The 16,457-nt window shown below is 75.2% G+C and carries 13 protein-coding genes, 1 tRNA gene and 1 pseudogene; 5 read left to right on the top strand and 10 right to left on the bottom strand.

Going from position 1 to position 16,457, the window contains the following annotated elements; genetic code table 11:
* Positions 1–82: 82 nt before the first annotated feature.
* Positions 83–155: transfer RNA gene (locus A949_RS0105825), tRNA-Gly, on the top strand.
* Positions 156–296: 141 nt separating this feature from the next.
* Here A949_RS0105825 and A949_RS0105820 read toward each other — a convergent pair.
* The 4 genes from A949_RS0105820 to purD all read right to left on the bottom strand — a co-directional run bounded on the left by A949_RS0105820 (position 297) and on the right by purD (position 6,862).
* On the bottom strand, positions 297–1,217 hold the full coding sequence (locus tag A949_RS0105820; RefSeq protein ID WP_019355069.1) for a phosphoribosylaminoimidazolesuccinocarboxamide synthase: 921 nt from the start codon (positions 1,215–1,217) through the stop codon (positions 297–299).
* Positions 1,218–1,427: 210 nt separating this feature from the next.
* Complete coding sequence (locus A949_RS0105815; protein WP_019355068.1) at positions 1,428–3,056, bottom strand: N,N-dimethylformamidase beta subunit family domain-containing protein; 1,629 nt, start codon at positions 3,054–3,056, stop codon at positions 1,428–1,430.
* Positions 3,057–3,162: 106 nt separating this feature from the next.
* A complete protein-coding gene (locus tag A949_RS0105810) occupies positions 3,163–4,977 on the bottom strand; it encodes a hypothetical protein (protein WP_019355067.1) in 1,815 nt (604 codons plus the stop codon).
* Between the two features lie 607 nt (positions 4,978–5,584).
* Entirely contained in the window at positions 5,585–6,862 is a 1,278-nt protein-coding gene (gene purD, locus A949_RS0105805) for a phosphoribosylamine--glycine ligase (protein WP_026004376.1), read from the bottom strand.
* 206 nt (positions 6,863–7,068) lie between these two features.
* Between purD and A949_RS0105800 the strand changes: the two genes are divergently transcribed.
* Complete coding sequence (locus A949_RS0105800) at positions 7,069–7,761, top strand: SLATT domain-containing protein (protein ID WP_019355065.1); 693 nt, start codon at positions 7,069–7,071, stop codon at positions 7,759–7,761.
* 109 nt (positions 7,762–7,870) lie between these two features.
* Here the strand turns inward: A949_RS0105800 and A949_RS0105795 are convergent, their stop codons facing one another.
* The 4 genes and pseudogenes from A949_RS0105795 to A949_RS0105780 all read right to left on the bottom strand — a co-directional run bounded on the left by A949_RS0105795 (position 7,871) and on the right by A949_RS0105780 (position 11,785).
* Positions 7,871–8,530, bottom strand: a complete 660-nt coding sequence (locus A949_RS0105795; protein ID WP_019355064.1) for a hypothetical protein — start codon at positions 8,528–8,530, stop codon at positions 7,871–7,873.
* A 145-nt stretch (positions 8,531–8,675) separates the two neighbouring features.
* A pseudogene (locus A949_RS36205) lies at positions 8,676–9,477 on the bottom strand (GntR family transcriptional regulator).
* Entirely contained in the window at positions 9,474–10,910 is a 1,437-nt protein-coding gene (locus A949_RS0105785) for an aspartate aminotransferase family protein (protein ID WP_019355062.1), read from the bottom strand. The pseudogene A949_RS36205 and the gene A949_RS0105785 overlap by 4 nt, the downstream one beginning before the upstream one ends.
* Before the next feature lie 233 nt (positions 10,911–11,143).
* A complete protein-coding gene (locus A949_RS0105780) occupies positions 11,144–11,785 on the bottom strand; it encodes a LysE family translocator (protein ID WP_019355061.1) in 642 nt (213 codons plus the stop codon).
* Positions 11,786–11,898: 113 nt separating this feature from the next.
* Between A949_RS0105780 and A949_RS0105775 the strand changes: the two genes are divergently transcribed.
* The 3 genes from A949_RS0105775 (at position 11,899) to A949_RS0105765 (ending at position 13,619) form a co-directional block, all read left to right on the top strand.
* A complete protein-coding gene (locus A949_RS0105775; RefSeq protein WP_019355060.1) occupies positions 11,899–12,351 on the top strand; it encodes an Lrp/AsnC family transcriptional regulator in 453 nt (150 codons plus the stop codon).
* A gap of 210 nt (positions 12,352–12,561) precedes the next feature.
* Positions 12,562–13,146 (top strand): DJ-1/PfpI family protein, encoded by a 585-nt coding sequence (locus A949_RS0105770; protein ID WP_019355059.1) that lies wholly within the window; start codon positions 12,562–12,564, stop codon positions 13,144–13,146.
* Positions 13,143–13,619 (top strand): MarR family winged helix-turn-helix transcriptional regulator, encoded by a 477-nt coding sequence (locus tag A949_RS0105765; protein ID WP_019355058.1) that lies wholly within the window; start codon positions 13,143–13,145, stop codon positions 13,617–13,619. The genes A949_RS0105770 and A949_RS0105765 overlap by 4 nt, the downstream gene beginning before the upstream one ends.
* A 73-nt stretch (positions 13,620–13,692) precedes the next feature.
* Here A949_RS0105765 and A949_RS0105760 read toward each other — a convergent pair whose 3' ends face one another.
* Both A949_RS0105760 and A949_RS0105755 read right to left on the bottom strand, forming a co-directional pair.
* The gene (locus A949_RS0105760; protein ID WP_019355057.1) at positions 13,693–15,360 is read right to left on the bottom strand and encodes an ABC transporter permease; all 1,668 of its coding nucleotides are present in this window, start codon (positions 15,358–15,360) and stop codon (positions 13,693–13,695) included.
* Positions 15,357–16,385 (bottom strand): ABC transporter ATP-binding protein, encoded by a 1,029-nt coding sequence (locus A949_RS0105755; RefSeq protein ID WP_019355056.1) that lies wholly within the window; start codon positions 16,383–16,385, stop codon positions 15,357–15,359. The genes A949_RS0105760 and A949_RS0105755 overlap by 4 nt, the downstream gene beginning before the upstream one ends.
* Positions 16,386–16,457 lie beyond the last annotated feature (72 nt).

The following is a 16,457-nucleotide window of genomic DNA, read 5'->3' as shown; positions in this document are numbered from 1 at the left end:
GCGGGACACGGTCCGGCCCCGCACCCGGTCCGGCTATACTGGGCTCCGCACCACGGCGGCCCCACGGGCCGGCGCGGAGTGTGCGGACGTAGCTCAGTTGGTAGAGCGCAACCTTGCCAAGGTTGAGGTCGCGAGTTCGAGCCTCGTCGTCCGCTCGGCAGACAGCCGTACGGCCCCGGTCATCCGACCGGGGCCGTACGCGTGTCGGGGGCCGTCCGCGTGTCCGGACTGCTGGGACCCCCGTCGGCCGCTGCTCCGGGGGGCCACGGTTCCGGAGCGGCGGGGGCGGGCGGCGGTCAGCTCCAGGGGACGCCCGTGAGGCGTTCGTACGCCTCGATGTAGCGGGTGCGGGTGGCCTCCACGACGGCCTCGGGCAGCGCGGGCGGCGGCTGCTCGGAGGTACGGTCCCAGCCGGACTCGGCGGAGACCAGCCAGTCGCGGACGTACTGCTTGTCGAACGAGGGCTGGGAGCGTCCTGGCTGCCACTGGTCGGCGGGCCAGAAGCGGGACGAGTCGGGGGTGAGGACCTCGTCGGCGAGGGTGAGCACCGGTTCGCCGTTCTCGGTGCGGTTGTCGTCCCAGCCGAACTCGAACTTGGTGTCGGCCAGGATGATGCCCCGCTCGCGGGCGATGTCGCGGGCGCGGTCGTACGCGGCGAGGGTGGACTGCCGCAGCGCGGCGGCGGTCTCGGGGCCGAGCCGGCGGGCCACCTCCTCGTAGTCGACGTTCTCGTCGTGCTCGCCGACGGCCGCCTTGGTGGCCGGGGTGAAGAGCGAACCGGGCAGCTCGGAACCGTTCTCCAGGCCGTCCGGCAGGGCGAGTCCGCAGACGGTGCGGGACTCCTGGTACTCGGCCAGCCCGGACCCGGCCAGGTAGCCGCGGGCCACGCACTCGACGGGCAGCATCCGCAGGGAGCGGCAGATCATGGTGCGGCCCGCCCAGTCGGCGGGGGCGCCCGCGGGCACGTCGGTGCTGAGCACGTGGTTGGGCAGCAGGTCCTCCAACTGCTCGAACCACCACAGGGACAACCGGGTGAGGACGCGGCCCTTGTCCGGGATGAGGGTCGGCAGCACCCAGTCGAAGGCGGACAGCCGGTCGGTGGCGACCATCACCAGGTCGCCGTCCTCGTTCCGGTAGAGGTCGCGCACCTTGCCCGTGTGCAGGTGCACCAGGCCGGGGACCTGGGCGGGCTCGGGCTTTTCGACGAATCCCGTCACGTTCTTTCTCCTCAGCGGGGGCCGGCTTCCTGCGGCGCTTCCTACAGGTGCCCCGATTCTTCCTTGTCACCCGCGCCGGGTGCCCGGCGGTACGCCCCGCGGGCTCGCGGCGGCCCCGCGGTTCACCCGCACACCCCGCGGCCGGACACGGCGCACGGGCCCGGGTACCGGGACAGGGCCCGGCGGCGAGCCGTGCGGCGCCCGCGGGTGTCACTCCCTGCTGCAGATGCGGTCCAGGAGGTTGCTGGTGGCGCGCTGGACCCTGGTGTCGATGTAGCCGGGGCGGTCCAGGGCCGGGGACCAGGCGAAGGAGCCGGAGGAGAAGACCAGCGCTCCGGAGGGTGCGCGGTAGAGCGAGGTCTCCTGGTGGCGGAGTGCGCCGGCGCGGTCGCGGTAGGGGGAGTGCGCCAGCAGGATCCGGGAGGTGTGCTGGGGCAGCGCGGTGCGCGGGTAGTAGCGGTCGGCCTCGCCGGCGACGAGGCCGGGCAGTTCGTCGCCCTCGTACGCCTCGGTGGCCGCCCACAGCCAGTGGTCGGCGTTCCGGACGATCAGCGGGTAGGGCTCGGCGACCTGTCCGGCGTACTGGATGCCCAGCAGCGCCTGCTCGGGCTCGCCCTGCTCGCGCCAGAGTGCGGGGCGCCCGGGCCCGCGCCGTTTTCGGCAGGTCAGCAGCCGGTCGGCGGCACCGGAGGGCAGCGCTTCGAGTTCGACCTGCCAGTACATGGTGTTGGCGGAGAGGAAGACCAGCGACGTGCCGCTGTCCCGGGCGCGTTCGGCCGCCCGGCGCATCGGCACGGACCAGTACTCGTCGTGGCCGGGGAAGACCAGGGCCCGGTAGCGGGTGGGGTCGATGTGCCCGGCGTGCAGGTCGCGGGTGTCGGCGTAGGCCAGGTCGTAGCCGTACCGCTCGGCCCAGCGGATGAAGTCGTAGGCGTGCCCGACGTGCAGCGGGAGGCCGGAGCCGGCGTAGGGGCGGTCGAACGAGACGGTCATCGCCGCCCTGCTCTCGCCGATCAGCCGCCCCTCCTCGTCCCAGGCGTGGTAGAGGCTGGCGCCGGTGCGGCCGTCCTCGGGGAAGAGGTTGTACGCCTGCCACGTGACGTCCGGGAGGATCAGGAGCAGATCGGCCGGGTCGCGGTCGCGGACGGTGAAGGGGATGTGCGAGCGGTGCCCGTCGGCCGTGGTCAGGACGGCGACGTAGGCGCCGGTGGACCAGTAGTCGGGGATCTGGAGGCGCCAGGAGAGCCACCAGTGGTGGCAGGAGACGGTGCGTTCGGCGGTGAGCGGCGCGGGCTGCATGATGCCGGACAGCCGCGGACTGGTGGTGACCTTGGTGGCGCCCGCGCCGCCGTAGTGGCCGATCCGGTAGACGTCGACGCTGAAGGGCTGCGGCGGATTGACGGTGATCCGGAAGTCGAGGGACTCGCCGGGCGGGGTGCCGCCCGCCGCCGAGGCGAAGCCCTTGATCTGGCAGCGCACGTCGTCCGCCGCGGGCGGGCCGGTGCCGGAGAGTCCGCGGGTCCGGGGGCGGGGCACGGTCTGGCCGCCGCCCGCCAGCTCCCGCACCAGCTCCGGGGTGCGGGAGGTCTGGCCGGGGGCCGGGTCGACGCAGTCCACGTACCAGGGGACGAGCCGACCGTTCTCGAAGTAGTTCTCACTCACCCGCAGCCACGGCAGAGGGCCCTGGCCGAAGGGATCGGTCACGGCGTGCGCCAGCGCCCCCGACTCCCAGCGCCGGGTCGGCTCGACCGGCCCGGCGGCCTCGTGCACGAGTGACGCGGGCTGCTGCTCGGTCCGCTCGGCTTCCCGTACGGGCTGTCCGGTCCGCTCGGTTCCCATCGCTGCTCCCTCCCCGTACCCGCTGCGCCCGATGTGACGGCAGACAGCACATCACATTACGCAAGGGTGTGGTCACCCTTCGTCGCCAAATGGCTGAAGATGATCTTCAGACCAGCCGCACGGGCTTCTCCGGCCGCACCCCGGCCGCCGCCAACCAGTCCCGCAGCCCCACCGCCTCACCGTCCTCGACGAGGGCGAGGACCAGCGAGGGCAGCTCGCCCGCGCGCTCGCCGTCGACGTAGAGCGCCGGTCCGTCCAGCCAGTCCAGCCCCGGTAGGGCACCCGCCGTGTCGACGGCGGCGCAGCAGACAGCCGCGGTGACATGGTCGGCCAGCAGCTCCTTGCCGCTCCGCGGCGGTTGCAACGGCAGACCCATCGGCGCCAAGGGCGCGAGATGTGCACCGCCGGTACCCGGCGGGGGCTCCGCGCCGGGGCTCGCACCGGGGCCGTCGGGGGCGCTCGCCGACTCCTCGCGCGCCACTTCCGCACTGATACGCGCTGCCAACGCGTCGGTTCCGCCCACCGCGGCGAACCGGTCGAGCACCCGCGCCAGGGTGGGACCCGCCCACTCCGGACCCGCCTCCCCGGCGGGCGCCCCACCATGCGGTCCGCTCCCGTGCCGCGGGCCGCCGGGGGGCTGCGCGGAGGCGGACTCCGGCAGCCGACGGCCGACCGGCACCGCGGCACGTGCGGCCGGCCGGGACGCACCCACCGGCTCCGGGGAGCCGAGCGCGTCCAGCGCGGCGAAGAGGCGGGCGGCCTCCGCACGCCAGATGCGGTCGACGACCTCCTCCGGGTACGCCGCCCAGTCCACCGGCGTCCACTCCGGGGCCGCCCCGTGCGCGGCGGGCACCGGAGGGCGCACCCCCAGGAAGATCCGGGCGGCGAGCAGCGAGACGGCGCCGTCCGTGCTGCCCGGCTCCTTCAGCAGGTCGCAGGCGGGACGTTCACCGAGCCGTGAGGTGAAACCCGCCGCGAGCCGGTCGCGGCGGGACAGCTCGGTCAGCGCCGAGACCACCCCCGCGTCCAGCCGGGTGGGCCACCGGCCGAGCCGCCAGGCGGGCAGCGCCACCCGGGTCAGCAGCCGGTCCCAGCCGGCGTAGGCGAGGCCGACCTGCTCCTGCGCCGCGACCCGCAACCCCTGGTCGACGGCCTGGGCGCGGTCGGCGGCGGCAGCGGCGACGCCCTGCTCCATCGCGGCGGCGTGCGGTCCGGCGGCGCGGAGCAGCAGCCGGGCGACCGGCCCCACCGCACGGTGCACCGCGCGGCGCAGCGGTGCCGCGCATCCGCGCACCACCCGCGCGAGCAGCCCGGGACCCCGGACCGCGGGTGCGCCGGGCCCGTCCGCCGCCGGGTCACCGCTCCACGGGCCCGCGGGGCGCGCGGCGTTGGCGACCGCCGCGTCCAGCCCTCGTACGACCCGGCGGGCCGCCGCTATGTCGGGGTGCGCGGAGGGGCCGGTGCCGGCGACCACCGGGGCCAGCAGTGCGCGCAGTTCGGCGACCCGCATCCACCACAGGAACGGGGAGCCGATGACCAGCACCGGGGCCGCTCCCCGGGCGCCGCCCGCGCGTGCGTGGGTGCGGTCCTCCAGCCAGCTGTCGCAGTCCGGGGTGAGCGCGATGGCGGAGGGCGCGGGGACTTCCAGCCGGTCCGCGAGATCGCGGACCAGCGCGTGCAGGTCGGGGGCCGCGTGCTCCTCGACGGGCACCGTCGGGGACACGGCCGGCCGGCCCCGGGCGATGGCGAGCCCGGCGACCGCGGCGCAGCCGAGAACGGCGACGGCGAACCCGCTCACGGACCAGCGCGCCGTCTCCCAGCCGGGGCCGAACTGCCCCGTCGTGCGCCCCGTCCACAGGATCACCGCGGCGGCGGCCGGGAGCAGCGCCAGGGCGAGCGCCGTGCTGCGCACCCGCAGCACGGCGAGGGCGTGGGCGCGTGCGGAACGCGCCCCTGCTCGGCTGCCGTGACCAGGACCACTTGCACCGCGCACGTCTCACCCCCGCACCTTCGGGTACGCAACCGGGCTCTCCGGCTCCCACCCACTGTGTCACCGCGCTCCGACACCGCAATACGCGCTGCGCCAGTCGACGGACGGTTCGCCGGGCGGTCGGCGAGGCTCCCGCAGCCGGCCGGACCACGCGCGCACACCGCCCGCGCAGCCCTGATGGCGACTGCACGGCAGTTGTGCGGCACCCTAGTCGGGGCCTCGGCGAGCGTCAGCAGGAAGCGGACGCGCTCACTCGATGGAATGGCTTTGGGGAGAGCTCTTGCCCGGCGGGGGCGGGAGGTATATGAGCCGCAGGTATGCCGGTATGCAGCGCCGCGCCCCGGCGCACGCCGCGCGCCCGACCACCGCTCCGGTCATCCGGGCGAGTCGGGGCGTCCGCGTCCGGGGCTCCGGGGCAAGTCCGGAGCCTCCGGGTCCGGGGGTCCGGTCAAGTCCGGGGCGCCCGGGCAGGTCCGGGGACGCCCCGGTGGGTTCGCCCGGGCATCCGGGCCTCGGAGCGTCCGGGGCCGCCGGCCGCTCAGTCTGTCGCGGCCGCCTCCGCCGCGGCCCGCTCCGCGATGTCCGTGCGGTGGTGCGCTCCCGCCAGCCGGACGCGACCGACGGCCGTGTAGGCCCGCTCGCGGGCCTCGGTCAGATCGGCCCCGGTCGCGGTGACCGACAGGACCCGGCCGCCCGCGCTGCGCACCGTGCCGTCCGCGTCGGCCCTGGTACCCGCGTGCAGCACGTAGGCGTCCGGACCGTCCTCGCGGACGATCTCGGCCAGCCCCTCGACGGCATCGCCCTTGCGGGGCTCGGCCGGATACCCGTGCGCCGCGACCACGACGGTGACCGCGGCACCGTCGCTCCAGCGCAGTGCGGGGAAGTCGGCGAGCGTGCCGGTGGCCGCCGCGTACAGCAGCCCGCCCAGCGGCGTGCGGAGCCGGGCGAGGACGGCCTGCGTCTCCGGGTCGCCGAACCGGGCGTTGAACTCGATGACGCGCACTCCGCGCGAGGTGAGCGCCAGGCCCGCGTAGAGCAGCCCGGAGAAGGGCGTGCCCCGGCGGCGCAGTTCGTTGACCGTCGGCTCCAGAACCGTGGCCACGACCTCGTCCACCAGCTTCGGGTCCGCCCACGGCAGCGGCGAGTAGGCGCCCATCCCGCCGGTGTTGGGGCCCTCGTCGGCGTCGTAGGCGCGCTTGAAGTCCTGCGCGGGCTGCAACGGCACCACGGTCTCGCCGTCGGTCACCGCGAAGAGGGAGACCTCCGGGCCGTCCAGGAACTCCTCGACGACGACGGCGCCGCCGCAGGCGCGCGCGTGGGCACGCGCCTCCGCGATGTCGTCGGTCACCACGACGCCCTTGCCGGCGGCGAGGCCGTCGTCCTTGACCACGTAGGGCGGGCCGAACGCGTCCAGCGCCGCGTCGGCCTCCTGCGGCCCGGTGCACACATAGCTGCGCGCCGTGGGAACCCCGGCCCCGGCCATGACCTCCTTGGCGAACGCCTTGGAGCCCTCCAGCACGGCGGCCTCGGCGGACGGGCCGAAGACGGGGATGCCCCGCGCGCGGACCGCGTCGGCGACTCCCGCGACCAGCGGCGCCTCGGGGCCGACGACGACGAGGTCGGCGCGGACCTCGTCGGAGGCGGCCAGCGCGGCGACCGCGGCACCGTCCAGCACGTCCACCGGGTGCGGCGTGGCCACCTCGGCGGTCCCGGCGTTGCCCGGCGCGCAGTGCACGGCGGCGACCTCGGGATCGAGGGAGAGCGAGCGACAGATTGCGTGTTCGCGGGCACCGCCGCCAATGACCAGAATCCTCACGCCGCCACCCTAGCGGCCCGCGCAGCCGCCCCCGTGCGGCCCTTACGGGTGACGACGGGGGGCACAGCGTCGCTCCCATACCCGACAGACCGCCACTTCCGGGGGGAATTCCGCGCGGATCGTCGGTGAGGTCCCACATTCGGCGGTATGAATTGGGCGGTCCGACCGAATGCCGGGCTGCCGGACGCGTCGTCGAAGGAGCATGGGTGAAGCGGGTCAAGCAGCCCGATCTGCTGGGGCGGGGGTTCCCGTCCGGGGACTGGAACGAGCCCGCCGAGCGCCTGGAAGAGCTCTACCAGTGGGTCGAGCAGGAGGCGATGCGCCTCGTCGAGTGGTATCTGGCGGACCGCGTGCGCAAACGCCGCTGGGCCCGGTTGCTGCGCGGCGGCGTCGTGGCCGGGGCCTGCGTGGGGGCGCTGCTGCCGCTCGCCGAGCTGGCCGGGTTCGCGCCGGTGCAGGAGAGGTCCGGCCACCTCGGTTATCTGGCCCTGCTCGGCGCGGCCGGCTGCGCCCTCGCCGACCGCTGGCTCGGCCTGACCGCCGGCTGGATGCGGGACGTCGCCGCGGCGCTGGCACTGCACCGGCGGCTGGAGGCGCTGCGGTACGAGTGGGCGGCCGAGAACGTCCGCGAGGTCCTCGGCCCGGCCGAGGGCACGGGCGGCGAGGCGGCGGAGCGCTCGCTGGCCGTGCTCCGCCGGTTCTCGGACGACGTGAACGAGACGGTGCGGGCCGAGACGGTCGACTGGATGGTCGCCTTCCGCACCTCGGGCTCCCCGCTCCTGCTGGCCCCGCAGAGCGCGCTGCCCGGCGCGCGGGGCGGGCCGGCCCGCCGTATGCCGCCGCCCAACGGGACCGCGGGCTGGGCCACCATGCCCCGCCAGCGGCCCCCGGGCGGCTGACCGGCGACCTCGGCGGCAGACCGGCGACCGGGCCGACGGGACCGACCGGGCCGACCGCCGACCGGGCCGACGGGCGGCTGACCGGACGGCGGACGCGGACGGCGGCCCGTCAACCGAAGACGATCATCGACCCCTGGGCCAGACTGCGGGTCACGGCCGCGTGCAGGCTCAGCCACACGTGCCGCTCCCGTCCGAACGGGGTGCCGTCCTCGTAGCCGATCGCGGCGGAGGCCGCGGGCTCGTCCAGATCGGTGGGGCGCAGCGGCGCGGCGGGCGCGGGCGGCGGATTGCCCGGGTCGATCCCCAGGTGCGGCCCGAGCGCCTGGAGTTCGCGCAGCAGGCCGTGACTGGAGCCCAGCGGACCGTTCCCCTCCAGCAACTCGTCGTCGGAGAGCGGCGCCTGGAAGTCCACCGGGATGTAGACGCCCGCGTGGTCGTAGTGCCACACCAGGTGGGACTGCTGCGCCGTCTGCTCGAACATCTCCAGGAGCTGCTCGTAGTCGCTGCCCAACTCCCCCACCGGCGCCACCTCCAGACCGGAGGCCAGCAGCAGGTGGGCGCGGCGCAGGTAGTGCAGCGCCTCGTAGTCGAAGCCCGCGACCGGGGCCACGTCGCCGGAGAGGCCCGGCATGTAGCCGAAGACGGGGACCGTGGGCAGACCGGCCTCGGTGAGCACCCTGTCGTAGGTGGCGATCTCTTCGGAGAAGGGGTTGTCGGGGCTGTGGCACAGCACGTCGACGAGGGGTACGAGCCAGAGGTCACAGGCCAAGGGGCGCTCCAATACCGTCAGGGACCTGCCTGCACCCAGCGTAGTGCGGTCTGCTGCCGCCCGTCCCCCGTCCGGCGCAGGCGGGCCGGGACGAGTGCGCCCCGGCGGCGCCCCCACCAGGCACCCCGGCGACGCCCCGGCGGTCTCACGCCCCCGCGGGGCCCCGCTCGGGACGCGGTACCGCCTCGTCCGCGCCCACCTGCGCCAGCGCGTGCCGGTTGTAGGCGGCGACCACTTCGCGGGCCGCCCGCGCGTCCCCCGACTCGACGGCGTCCAGCAGCGCGTTGTGCCCCGCCCACAGCCGGCCGCGCAGCGAGGCGTGACGGCGCAGCACCGGGACGGCGTAGACCCAGCACTGGACGCGGAGCCGGTCGAGGAAGTCGCAGACGTAGGGGTTGCCCAGCAGCCCGCTCAACTCCCGCCAGTACCGCAGGTCGTAGGCGATCAGTACGTCCAGGTCCCCGGCGCGGGCGGCGCGTTCGGCCGCGTCGGCGCGGCGGCGTACGGAGCGCACCATCTCGGGCCCCCAGGCCGTCGAAGGCGCGGCGGGCGACCGCCCGGCCGGCGGAGACGGCCCCGCCGTCGGCGGGGCCGCCCGGGCCGCCGGCGCGCGCGGGCCCCGCGCCGTGCGACGCTCCGTCCGGCGCGTCGGCGGGCCCGTCGAGGCCCCGGAAGACCCCGTCGACGACGAGCTCCCGCGCCTCGCACATGGCCCGGTAGTCGGCGGGCGTGAACTCGTGCACGCGGAAGCCCCGGTGCTGCTCCACGTCCAGCAGCCCCTGCGCCGCGAGATCGACCAGCGCCTCCCGCACGGGCGTCGCGGAGACGCCGTACTGCTCGGCGATCTCCTTGACGGTGAAGTCCCGGCCGGTGGCGAGCCGGCCGGCCAGGATCTCGTCGCGCAGCGCGGTGGCGATCTGCGAGCGCAGGGTGCTGCGTTTGATCACTCCCCCGTGCTCCCCGCGCCCGCCGCAGCACCGCCGGTGCCCGCCGTGGTGTGCGCGTCGGCCGCGGTCAGCGCCTCGTCCAGCACGCTCAGCCCCTCCTTGAGGTCGGCCTCGGCGATGTTGCACGGCGGGACGACATGGGTGCGGTTCATGTTGACGAACGGCCACAGGCCGCCGCGCTTGGCCGCGGCGGCGAAGTCCGCCATCGGCGCGTTGTCCGCGCCGGAGGCGTTGTAGGGCACCAGGGGCTCCCGGGTCTCCTGGTCGCGCACCAGGTCGAGGGCCCAGAAGACACCGGTGCCGCGTACCTCGCCGACCGAGGGGTGGCGGGCTGCCAGCTCGCGCAGGGCCGGGCCGATGACGGTCTCACCGAGCCGCGCGGCGTGCTCGACGATGCCCTCCTCCGCCATGGTGCGGAGCGTCGCGACGGCCGCACCGCAGGCCAGCGGGTGGCCGGAGTAGGTGAGGCCGCCCGGGTAGGGGCGCTGGTCGAACGTCTCGGCGAGCTTCCCGGAGATCGCCACTCCGCCGAGCGGCACATAGCCGGAGTTGACGCCCTTGGCGAAGGTCAGCAGGTCGGGTACGACGCCGTAGAGGTCGGCCGCGAACCAGGTGCCGGTGCGGCCGAAGCCCGCCATCACCTCGTCCAGCACGAGGACGACGCCGTACTTGTCGCAGATCTCCCGGACCCCCGCCAGATAGCCGGGCGGCGGCATCATGATCCCGGCGGTGCCGGGGATGGTCTCCAGGATGACGGCGGCGACGGTCTGCGGTCCCTCGTACGCGAGGGTCCGCTCCAGGTGTGCCAGCGCGCGCTCGCACTCCTGCTCCTCGGTCTCGGCGTAGAACGGGGTGCGGTAGAGGTGCGGCGCGTGGAAGTGCACGACACCCGCCGTGCCGCTGTCGGACGCCCAACGGCGCGGGTCACCGGTGAGGTTGATCGCCTGCTGGGTACCGCCGTGGTACGAGCGGTAGGCGGAGAGCACCTTGGGGCGGCCGGTGTGCAGCCGGGCCATCCGGATCGCGTGCTCGACGGCGTCGGCACCGCCGTTGGTGAAGAAGATCTTGTCGAGGTCGCCGGGGGTCCGCTCGGCGATCAGCCGGGCCGCCTCGGAGCGCGCCTCGATCGCGAAGGCCGGCGCGAAGGTGCACATCTTCGCCGCCTGCTCCTGGACCGCGGCCACGACCTTGGGGTGCGCGTAGCCGATGTTGGTGAAGACGAGGCCGCTGGTGAAGTCGAGGTACCGCTTCCCCTCGTAGTCCCAGAAGTGGGAGCCCTCGGCGCCCGCGACCGCCGGAGGGTCTATCAGCCCCTGGGCCGACCAGGAGTGGAACACATGGGCCCGGTCGGCCTCGCGGACCGCCCGGCCGGCGGCCGGGTCCGGGACGGTCGGGGTGGCGGGGGCGTCCGATGAGGGGTGGTGCGTCGTCACGATCGGTACCTCGGTTCGCTCGCGTGGTGCCCGTCCGGCCCAGGACGGACGGCTTCCGGGCGGGGAGGCCCCCGGAAGGATGACAGCCAGCGTAATGTCGCCCGCCCCGGCCGGGCGCAGGGAGGGCGGAAGTCTTCCGCGCGCGGGCTTCCGCGCGCGGGCCGGCCGAAGCGGGGCGCCGGAGCCGCGCGGTGGGGAAGGCCGCTCCCCTCGGTGGGGGAAGGCCGCTCCGCTCAGTGGGGAAGCTGCTCCACCAGCAGCAGGGCGCCCAGCAGGATCATCGCGACGCCGGAGAGCCTGGTGACGAGGCGGGCCGCGGTCGGCCGGGCCCGCAGCACGGTGCGCGCCAGCGAACCCAGGCCGAGGTAGACGGCTCCGGCCGTGCACATGTGCAGCAGCCCCAGGAGCCCGATCTGGAAGGCCAGCGGCCACTGCCCGTGCTGGTCGGCGAACTGGGGCAGCAGCGCGACGTAGAGCAGCAGCGCCTTGGGGTTCAGTCCGCTGACGCCGGCGCCCTTGAGCACCCGGGAGCGGGCGCCCCCGGCGGCGCCCCCGGCGGCGGTGTCGCCGGCGTCGGTCTGCGGCAGCCCCGCCCCCTTCGCGCCGGCGAACGTCGTCGCGCCGAGCCAGACCAGATATCCGGCGCCGAGCGCGGTGAGCGAGGCCAGCACCCCGGGCGTGCGGGCGACCAGCGCGGCCACCCCCGCCACGACCACGGCCGTCAGCCCCACGTACCCCAGCATCAGCCCGCCGACGGCGGGCACCACCGACCGGTCACGCAGCCCGGAGGTGATGGTGAACGCCCAGTCCGCGCCCGGGACGAGGACGAGGAGAAAGGAGAGCGCGAAAAAAGCGGCTATGGAGCTGGCAGCCATGGGGCGGTTCCTTCCGCTCTGACGGGAGTGCGGGAGGAACAATAGGAAGTTCGGCCTCGAAAGTGCTCCCCAGAATCATCGGCTGCGGCGCTGCCGGTGGAATAATCTTCTTCATGGACGACATGGACCGGCAGATTCTTGCGGAGCTCCAGAACGACGGCCGGCTGACGGTCACCGAGCTGGCCGCACGGGTGGGGCTCAGCCTCTCCCCGTGCCACCGGCGGCTGCGGGAGCTGGAGCGCAGCGGCGCCATCCGCGGCTACCGCGCCGTGGTCGACACCGACGCGGTGGGGCTGACCTTCGACGCGCTCGTCTTCGTCACCATGCGCCAGGAGGACCGCACCACCATCTCCGCCTTCGAGCAGGCCCTGACCGAGCTGCCGCAGGTCGTCCAGGCCCAGCGGCTCTTCGGCGACCCGGACTACCTGCTCCGCGTCATCACCGCCGACCTGCCCGCCTTCCAGCGGCTCTACGACGAGAACCTCGCCACCCTGCCCGGCGTCCAGCGGCTGAGCTCCACGCTGGTGATGAAGCACGTGGTGCACGAGCGGCCGCTGCCCGCCTGAGCCGCGCCTCCCGCGCCGCCGTACCGGCCACCGGGGCGCGCGCGTGCTGCTCCGCGTGCCCGGAGGCACGCGGGGAACCCGGAGGACCTCGGGACGTCCGGGACCACCCGGGGGCCCGCGGAGAATGCGGGCACCGACCGCGAGAGATTGACAGAATACTGCCATCTCGACAGGATGCTGTCATCACATCGAGCGCCCGCGGAGGCCGCCATGACCGTTCACCTCGCCGTGTACGACACCCTCGCCGACTGGGAGTACGGCCACGCCGTCGCCCACATCCCCGGCGGCGTACGCACCGTCGGCCCGACCGGCGCCACCGTCACCACCAAGGGCGGACTGCGCATCGAGCCGGACCTGACGCTGGACGGCCTGCGCCCCCTCGACAGCAGCATGCTGATCCTGCCCGGCGCCGACACCTGGACGAGCGGCGCACTCACCGCGTTCGCCTACACCGCACGGGAGTTCCTGCACGAGGGCGTGCCCGTCGCGGCCATCTGCGGAGCCGTGTACGGGCTCGCGGACGAGGGGCTGCTCGACGAGCGCGCACACACCGCCGCGGCGCCCGAGTTCCTGCGCGCCGCCAACGGCTACCGGGGCGCGGCGCACTACCGCGACGCCGACGCCGTCACCGACCGCGACCTGATCACGGCCGGGCCGACCGAACCCGTCGCCTTCGCCCGCGAGATCCTGAACCGTCTGGGCGTCTTCGAGCCGCCCGTGCTGGACGCCTTCCAGCGGCTGTACCAGCACTCCGACCCGGAGGCCTACGCGGTGTTCGCGGCGGCGCGGGCATGAGCGGTGCGGCGGACGCGGACGGCCGCCCGCGGGACATCGAGCTGCTGAGCGAGACCGCACTGGCCGTCTTCCGGCTCAACGGCCAGTTCCTCGCCGCCGCCGAAGTACTCGCCCGCCCGGCCGGACTGACCGCAGCGTGGTGGCAGGTGCTCGGCGCCGTGCTCCGCGAGCCGCTGCCCGTCTCCGGGATAGCCCGCGCCATGGGCATCACCCGGCAGAGCGTCCAGCGGATCGCCGACCTCCTGGTGGAGCGCGGCCTCGCGGCGTACGAACCCAATCCGGCCCACCGGCGGGCCAAACTGCTCGCCCCCACACCCGCGGGCCGCACCGCCGTGGCGGGTATCGACCCCGGGCACGCCGAGCTGGCCCGGCGGCTGAGCGAGGAACTGGGCGGCGACCCGGAGTTCGTCCGGGTCGCCGAGGCACTGCGCCGGCTCTCGGGCGCGATGGCGGCGCTCCAGCCGGAGACCTGACCGGCCCGCCGCCACGCGGACCCGCACCCCGCCCGGCCGCCGCGCCCCGCCCCGGGCCCCAGGCCCCGCCGTCCTACTTCGAGTCCAGGTCCCGGCGCCGGAACCCCGCCAGCCCCGCGGCGATCAGGGCGGCGGCCAGCAGCGTCAGGAGGACCAGTGGGGTCCAGCGCAGCTCCGCGGCGGGGAGCTGCGGGACGTGGCCGAAGGGGGAGAAGTCGCCGAAGACGTCCGGCAGGCCGAGGAACGCGCCCAGATAGCCGACGCCGAACCCGTAGGCGGGGACGGCCCAGGCCAGCGGGGTCGCGCGGGGCGCCCAGCCGTACACCAGGGCGGCGGCCCCGCCGGTCACCCACAGCGCGGGGGCGTAGGCCAGGCCGCCGCCCAGCAGCCGCACCCCCAGGTCGCCGTCGTGCGTGGCGGCGGCGCCCGTCAGGGCCAGCGAGAGGGAGCCCAGCAGCAGCACGAGGGTGCCCAGGCCCAGTGCGGCCACCAGGTGCGAGCCGAGCCAGCGGGACCGGGACAGACCGGTGGCCAGCAGGGGTTCGGCCCGCCCGGAGGTCTCCTCGGCGCGCGGCCGCAGCGCGACCAGCACCACGAACAGCGACGCGACGACGGCGACGATCAGCAGGATCGTGGCGGCGAATGACTCGACCAGCGTGCCGCCCGCCTCGCGGAGCGCCTCGCGGACCTCGTCCAGATCCTTGAGCATGTCCCCGACACCGCCCAGGAGCGAGCCGTACATCGCGCCGAGCACCAGCAGCGCCGCGGCGAACCCGGCGAACAGTCCGCGGTGCAGCCGGACGGCGAAGCCGACCGGGTGGGTGAGGGCCGCGGACGCTCCGGCCCGGCCCGTCCGGGGCGGCAGCAGTCCGGCGCCCACGTCGCGCCGGGTGCTGAGCAGATATCCGGCGGCCGCGGCACCGGCGGCCAGCGCGAGTGCGGGCAGCAGCGGCCACCAGCGGTCGTCGGCGAAGGGGTAGCTGCGCTGGATCCAGCCGATGGGGGAGCACCAGGAGAGTGCGTCGGGTCCGACGTCGCCCGCGGCCCGCAGCGCGTAGGCGGCGCCCAGCGCGGCCAGCGCCGCCCCGGTGGCGGTTCTGCCGTACGGGGAGAGCTGCACGGTCACGGCGGCGACGCCCGCGAAGACCAGGCCGACGGTGGTGAGCGCGGCGCCGTAGAGCAGGGCACCGCCCGCCGTGGCGCCGCCGAGGCCCGTGGCGGGCAGCAGAGCGGCGAGCAGCAGGCCGAGCACCGCGTCGGCGGCCGCCGCGGTGGCGAGGGCCGCGGTGAGGGTGGCGTGCCGGCCGACGACGCCGGAGCGGAGGAGTTCGGCGATGCCGGTCTCCTCGTCGGCGCGGGTGTGCCGGACGACGGTCAGCACGTTCAGCAGCCCGACCAGGACGGCGCCGTAGCCGAGCACCAGCATGCTGAGCACGGCGGCGGGGGTGGGGTCGGCGAGGTAGTGCTCGGGGCCGGTCATGGCGAGCATGGCGGGGCCGCCGAGGGTCGCGGCCGTGTCGGCGGCCTCGGCGGGGCCGTCGGGCGCCAGGTCCGTGGCCTGCTGGAGGCTGGAGAGGGTGACCAGGAGCACCGCCGCCAGCCACACGGGCAGCCGCACCCGGTCGCGGCGCAGGGCGAAGCGGAGGAGCACGCCGGTTCCGGTGAGCGCACCGCCGCCCGGCCCGTCCTGCCCGGCTCCGGTCCCGGTGCGGGCCGGTGCGGCTCGGGTCGCGGTGCTCATCGCGGGCCGCCTTCCCGCGCGCCGTCGGAGCCGGCCTCGGAGCCGGCGGTGCCCCCGGCCGCGGCCGGGTGCGGCACCGGGTGGCCGCGGCCGGTCAGGTCGTCGCCGTAGTGCCGCAGCATCAGCTCCTCCAGGGTGGGCGGGTGGCTGACGAGGCTGCGCAGACCGAGCCCGCCGAGGTGGCGTACGACGGCGTCGAGGTGTCCGCCGTCGACGGCGAAGTGCGCCCGGCCGCCCTCCGTCCGCAGATTGTGGACGCCGGGCAGCTCGCGGAGTCCGTCGAGGGGGCCGTCGGCCTCCGCCTCGATGGTGGTGCGGGTGAGGTGGCGCATCTCGTCGAGCGACCCGGACTGCACGGTCCTGCCGAGCCGGACGATGCTGACCCGGTCGCAGAGCTTCTCGACCTGGGACAGGATGTGGCTGGAGAGCAGGACGGTGCGGCCCTCGGCCTTCGCCTCGAGGATGACGTCCTGGAAGACGACCTCCATCAGCGGGTCGAGCCCCGAGGTCGGCTCGTCCAGCAGCAGCAGTTCGGCGTCCGAGGCGAGCGCCGCGACGAGCGCGACCTTCTGCCGGTTGCCCTTGGAGTAGCTGCGGCCCTTCTTGGTCGGGTCGAGATCGAAGCGCTCGACCAGTGCGGCCCGCTTCGCCGGGTCGATGCCGCCGCGCAGCCGCGCGAGCAGGTCGACGGCCTCCCCGCCGGTGAGGTTGGGCCACAGTTCGACGTCGCCGGGTACGTAGGCGAGTCGCCGGTGCAGGGCCACCGCGTCGTGCCAGGGGTCGGCGCCGAGCAGCCGCGCGGTGCCGCTGTCGGCACGCAGGAGGCCCAGCAGGATGCGCAGGGTGGTGGACTTGCCCGCCCCGTTCGGGCCGAGGAAGCCGTGCACCTCGCCGGTGGCGACCTCCAGGTCCAGCCCGTCCAGGGCGCGGGCCGTGCCGAAGGTCTTGACGAGGGCGGACACGGAGATGGCCGTGCCGGGGGGCGCCGCGGAGGGGCGGGCGGTCGCGGTCGTGGACGCGTTCATGATTTGGAAGCTACGCTCATTTCACAAATTTGTGAAGTTAAGGAAGCGTTAGGATCTTCCGCAGGCCCCTGG

This window comes from Streptomyces sp. AA1529 (assembly GCF_000280905.1).
Classification (GTDB): Bacteria; Actinomycetota; Actinomycetes; order Streptomycetales; family Streptomycetaceae; genus Streptomyces.
Note: the sequence above shows the minus strand (reverse complement) of the source record. Positions and strands in the feature narration are given on the sequence as shown.

Excerpts from the sequence above, each read along its gene's own strand:
- A949_RS0105815 (WP_019355068.1), bottom strand. The coding sequence starts at position 3,056 with ATGGGAACCGAGCGGACCGGACAGCCCGTACGGGAAGCCGAGCGGACC.
- A949_RS0105780 (WP_019355061.1), bottom strand. The coding sequence starts at position 11,785 with ATGGCTGCCAGCTCCATAGCCGCTTTTTTCGCGCTCTCCTTTCTCCTC.
- A949_RS0105775 (WP_019355060.1), top strand. The coding sequence starts at position 11,899 with ATGGACGACATGGACCGGCAGATTCTTGCGGAGCTCCAGAACGACGGC.
- A949_RS0105770 (WP_019355059.1), top strand. The coding sequence starts at position 12,562 with ATGACCGTTCACCTCGCCGTGTACGACACCCTCGCCGACTGGGAGTAC.
- A949_RS0105765 (WP_019355058.1), top strand. The coding sequence starts at position 13,143 with ATGAGCGGTGCGGCGGACGCGGACGGCCGCCCGCGGGACATCGAGCTG.
- A949_RS0105760 (WP_019355057.1), bottom strand. The coding sequence starts at position 15,360 with ATGAGCACCGCGACCCGAGCCGCACCGGCCCGCACCGGGACCGGAGCC.
- A949_RS0105755 (WP_019355056.1), bottom strand. The coding sequence starts at position 16,385 with ATGAACGCGTCCACGACCGCGACCGCCCGCCCCTCCGCGGCGCCCCCC.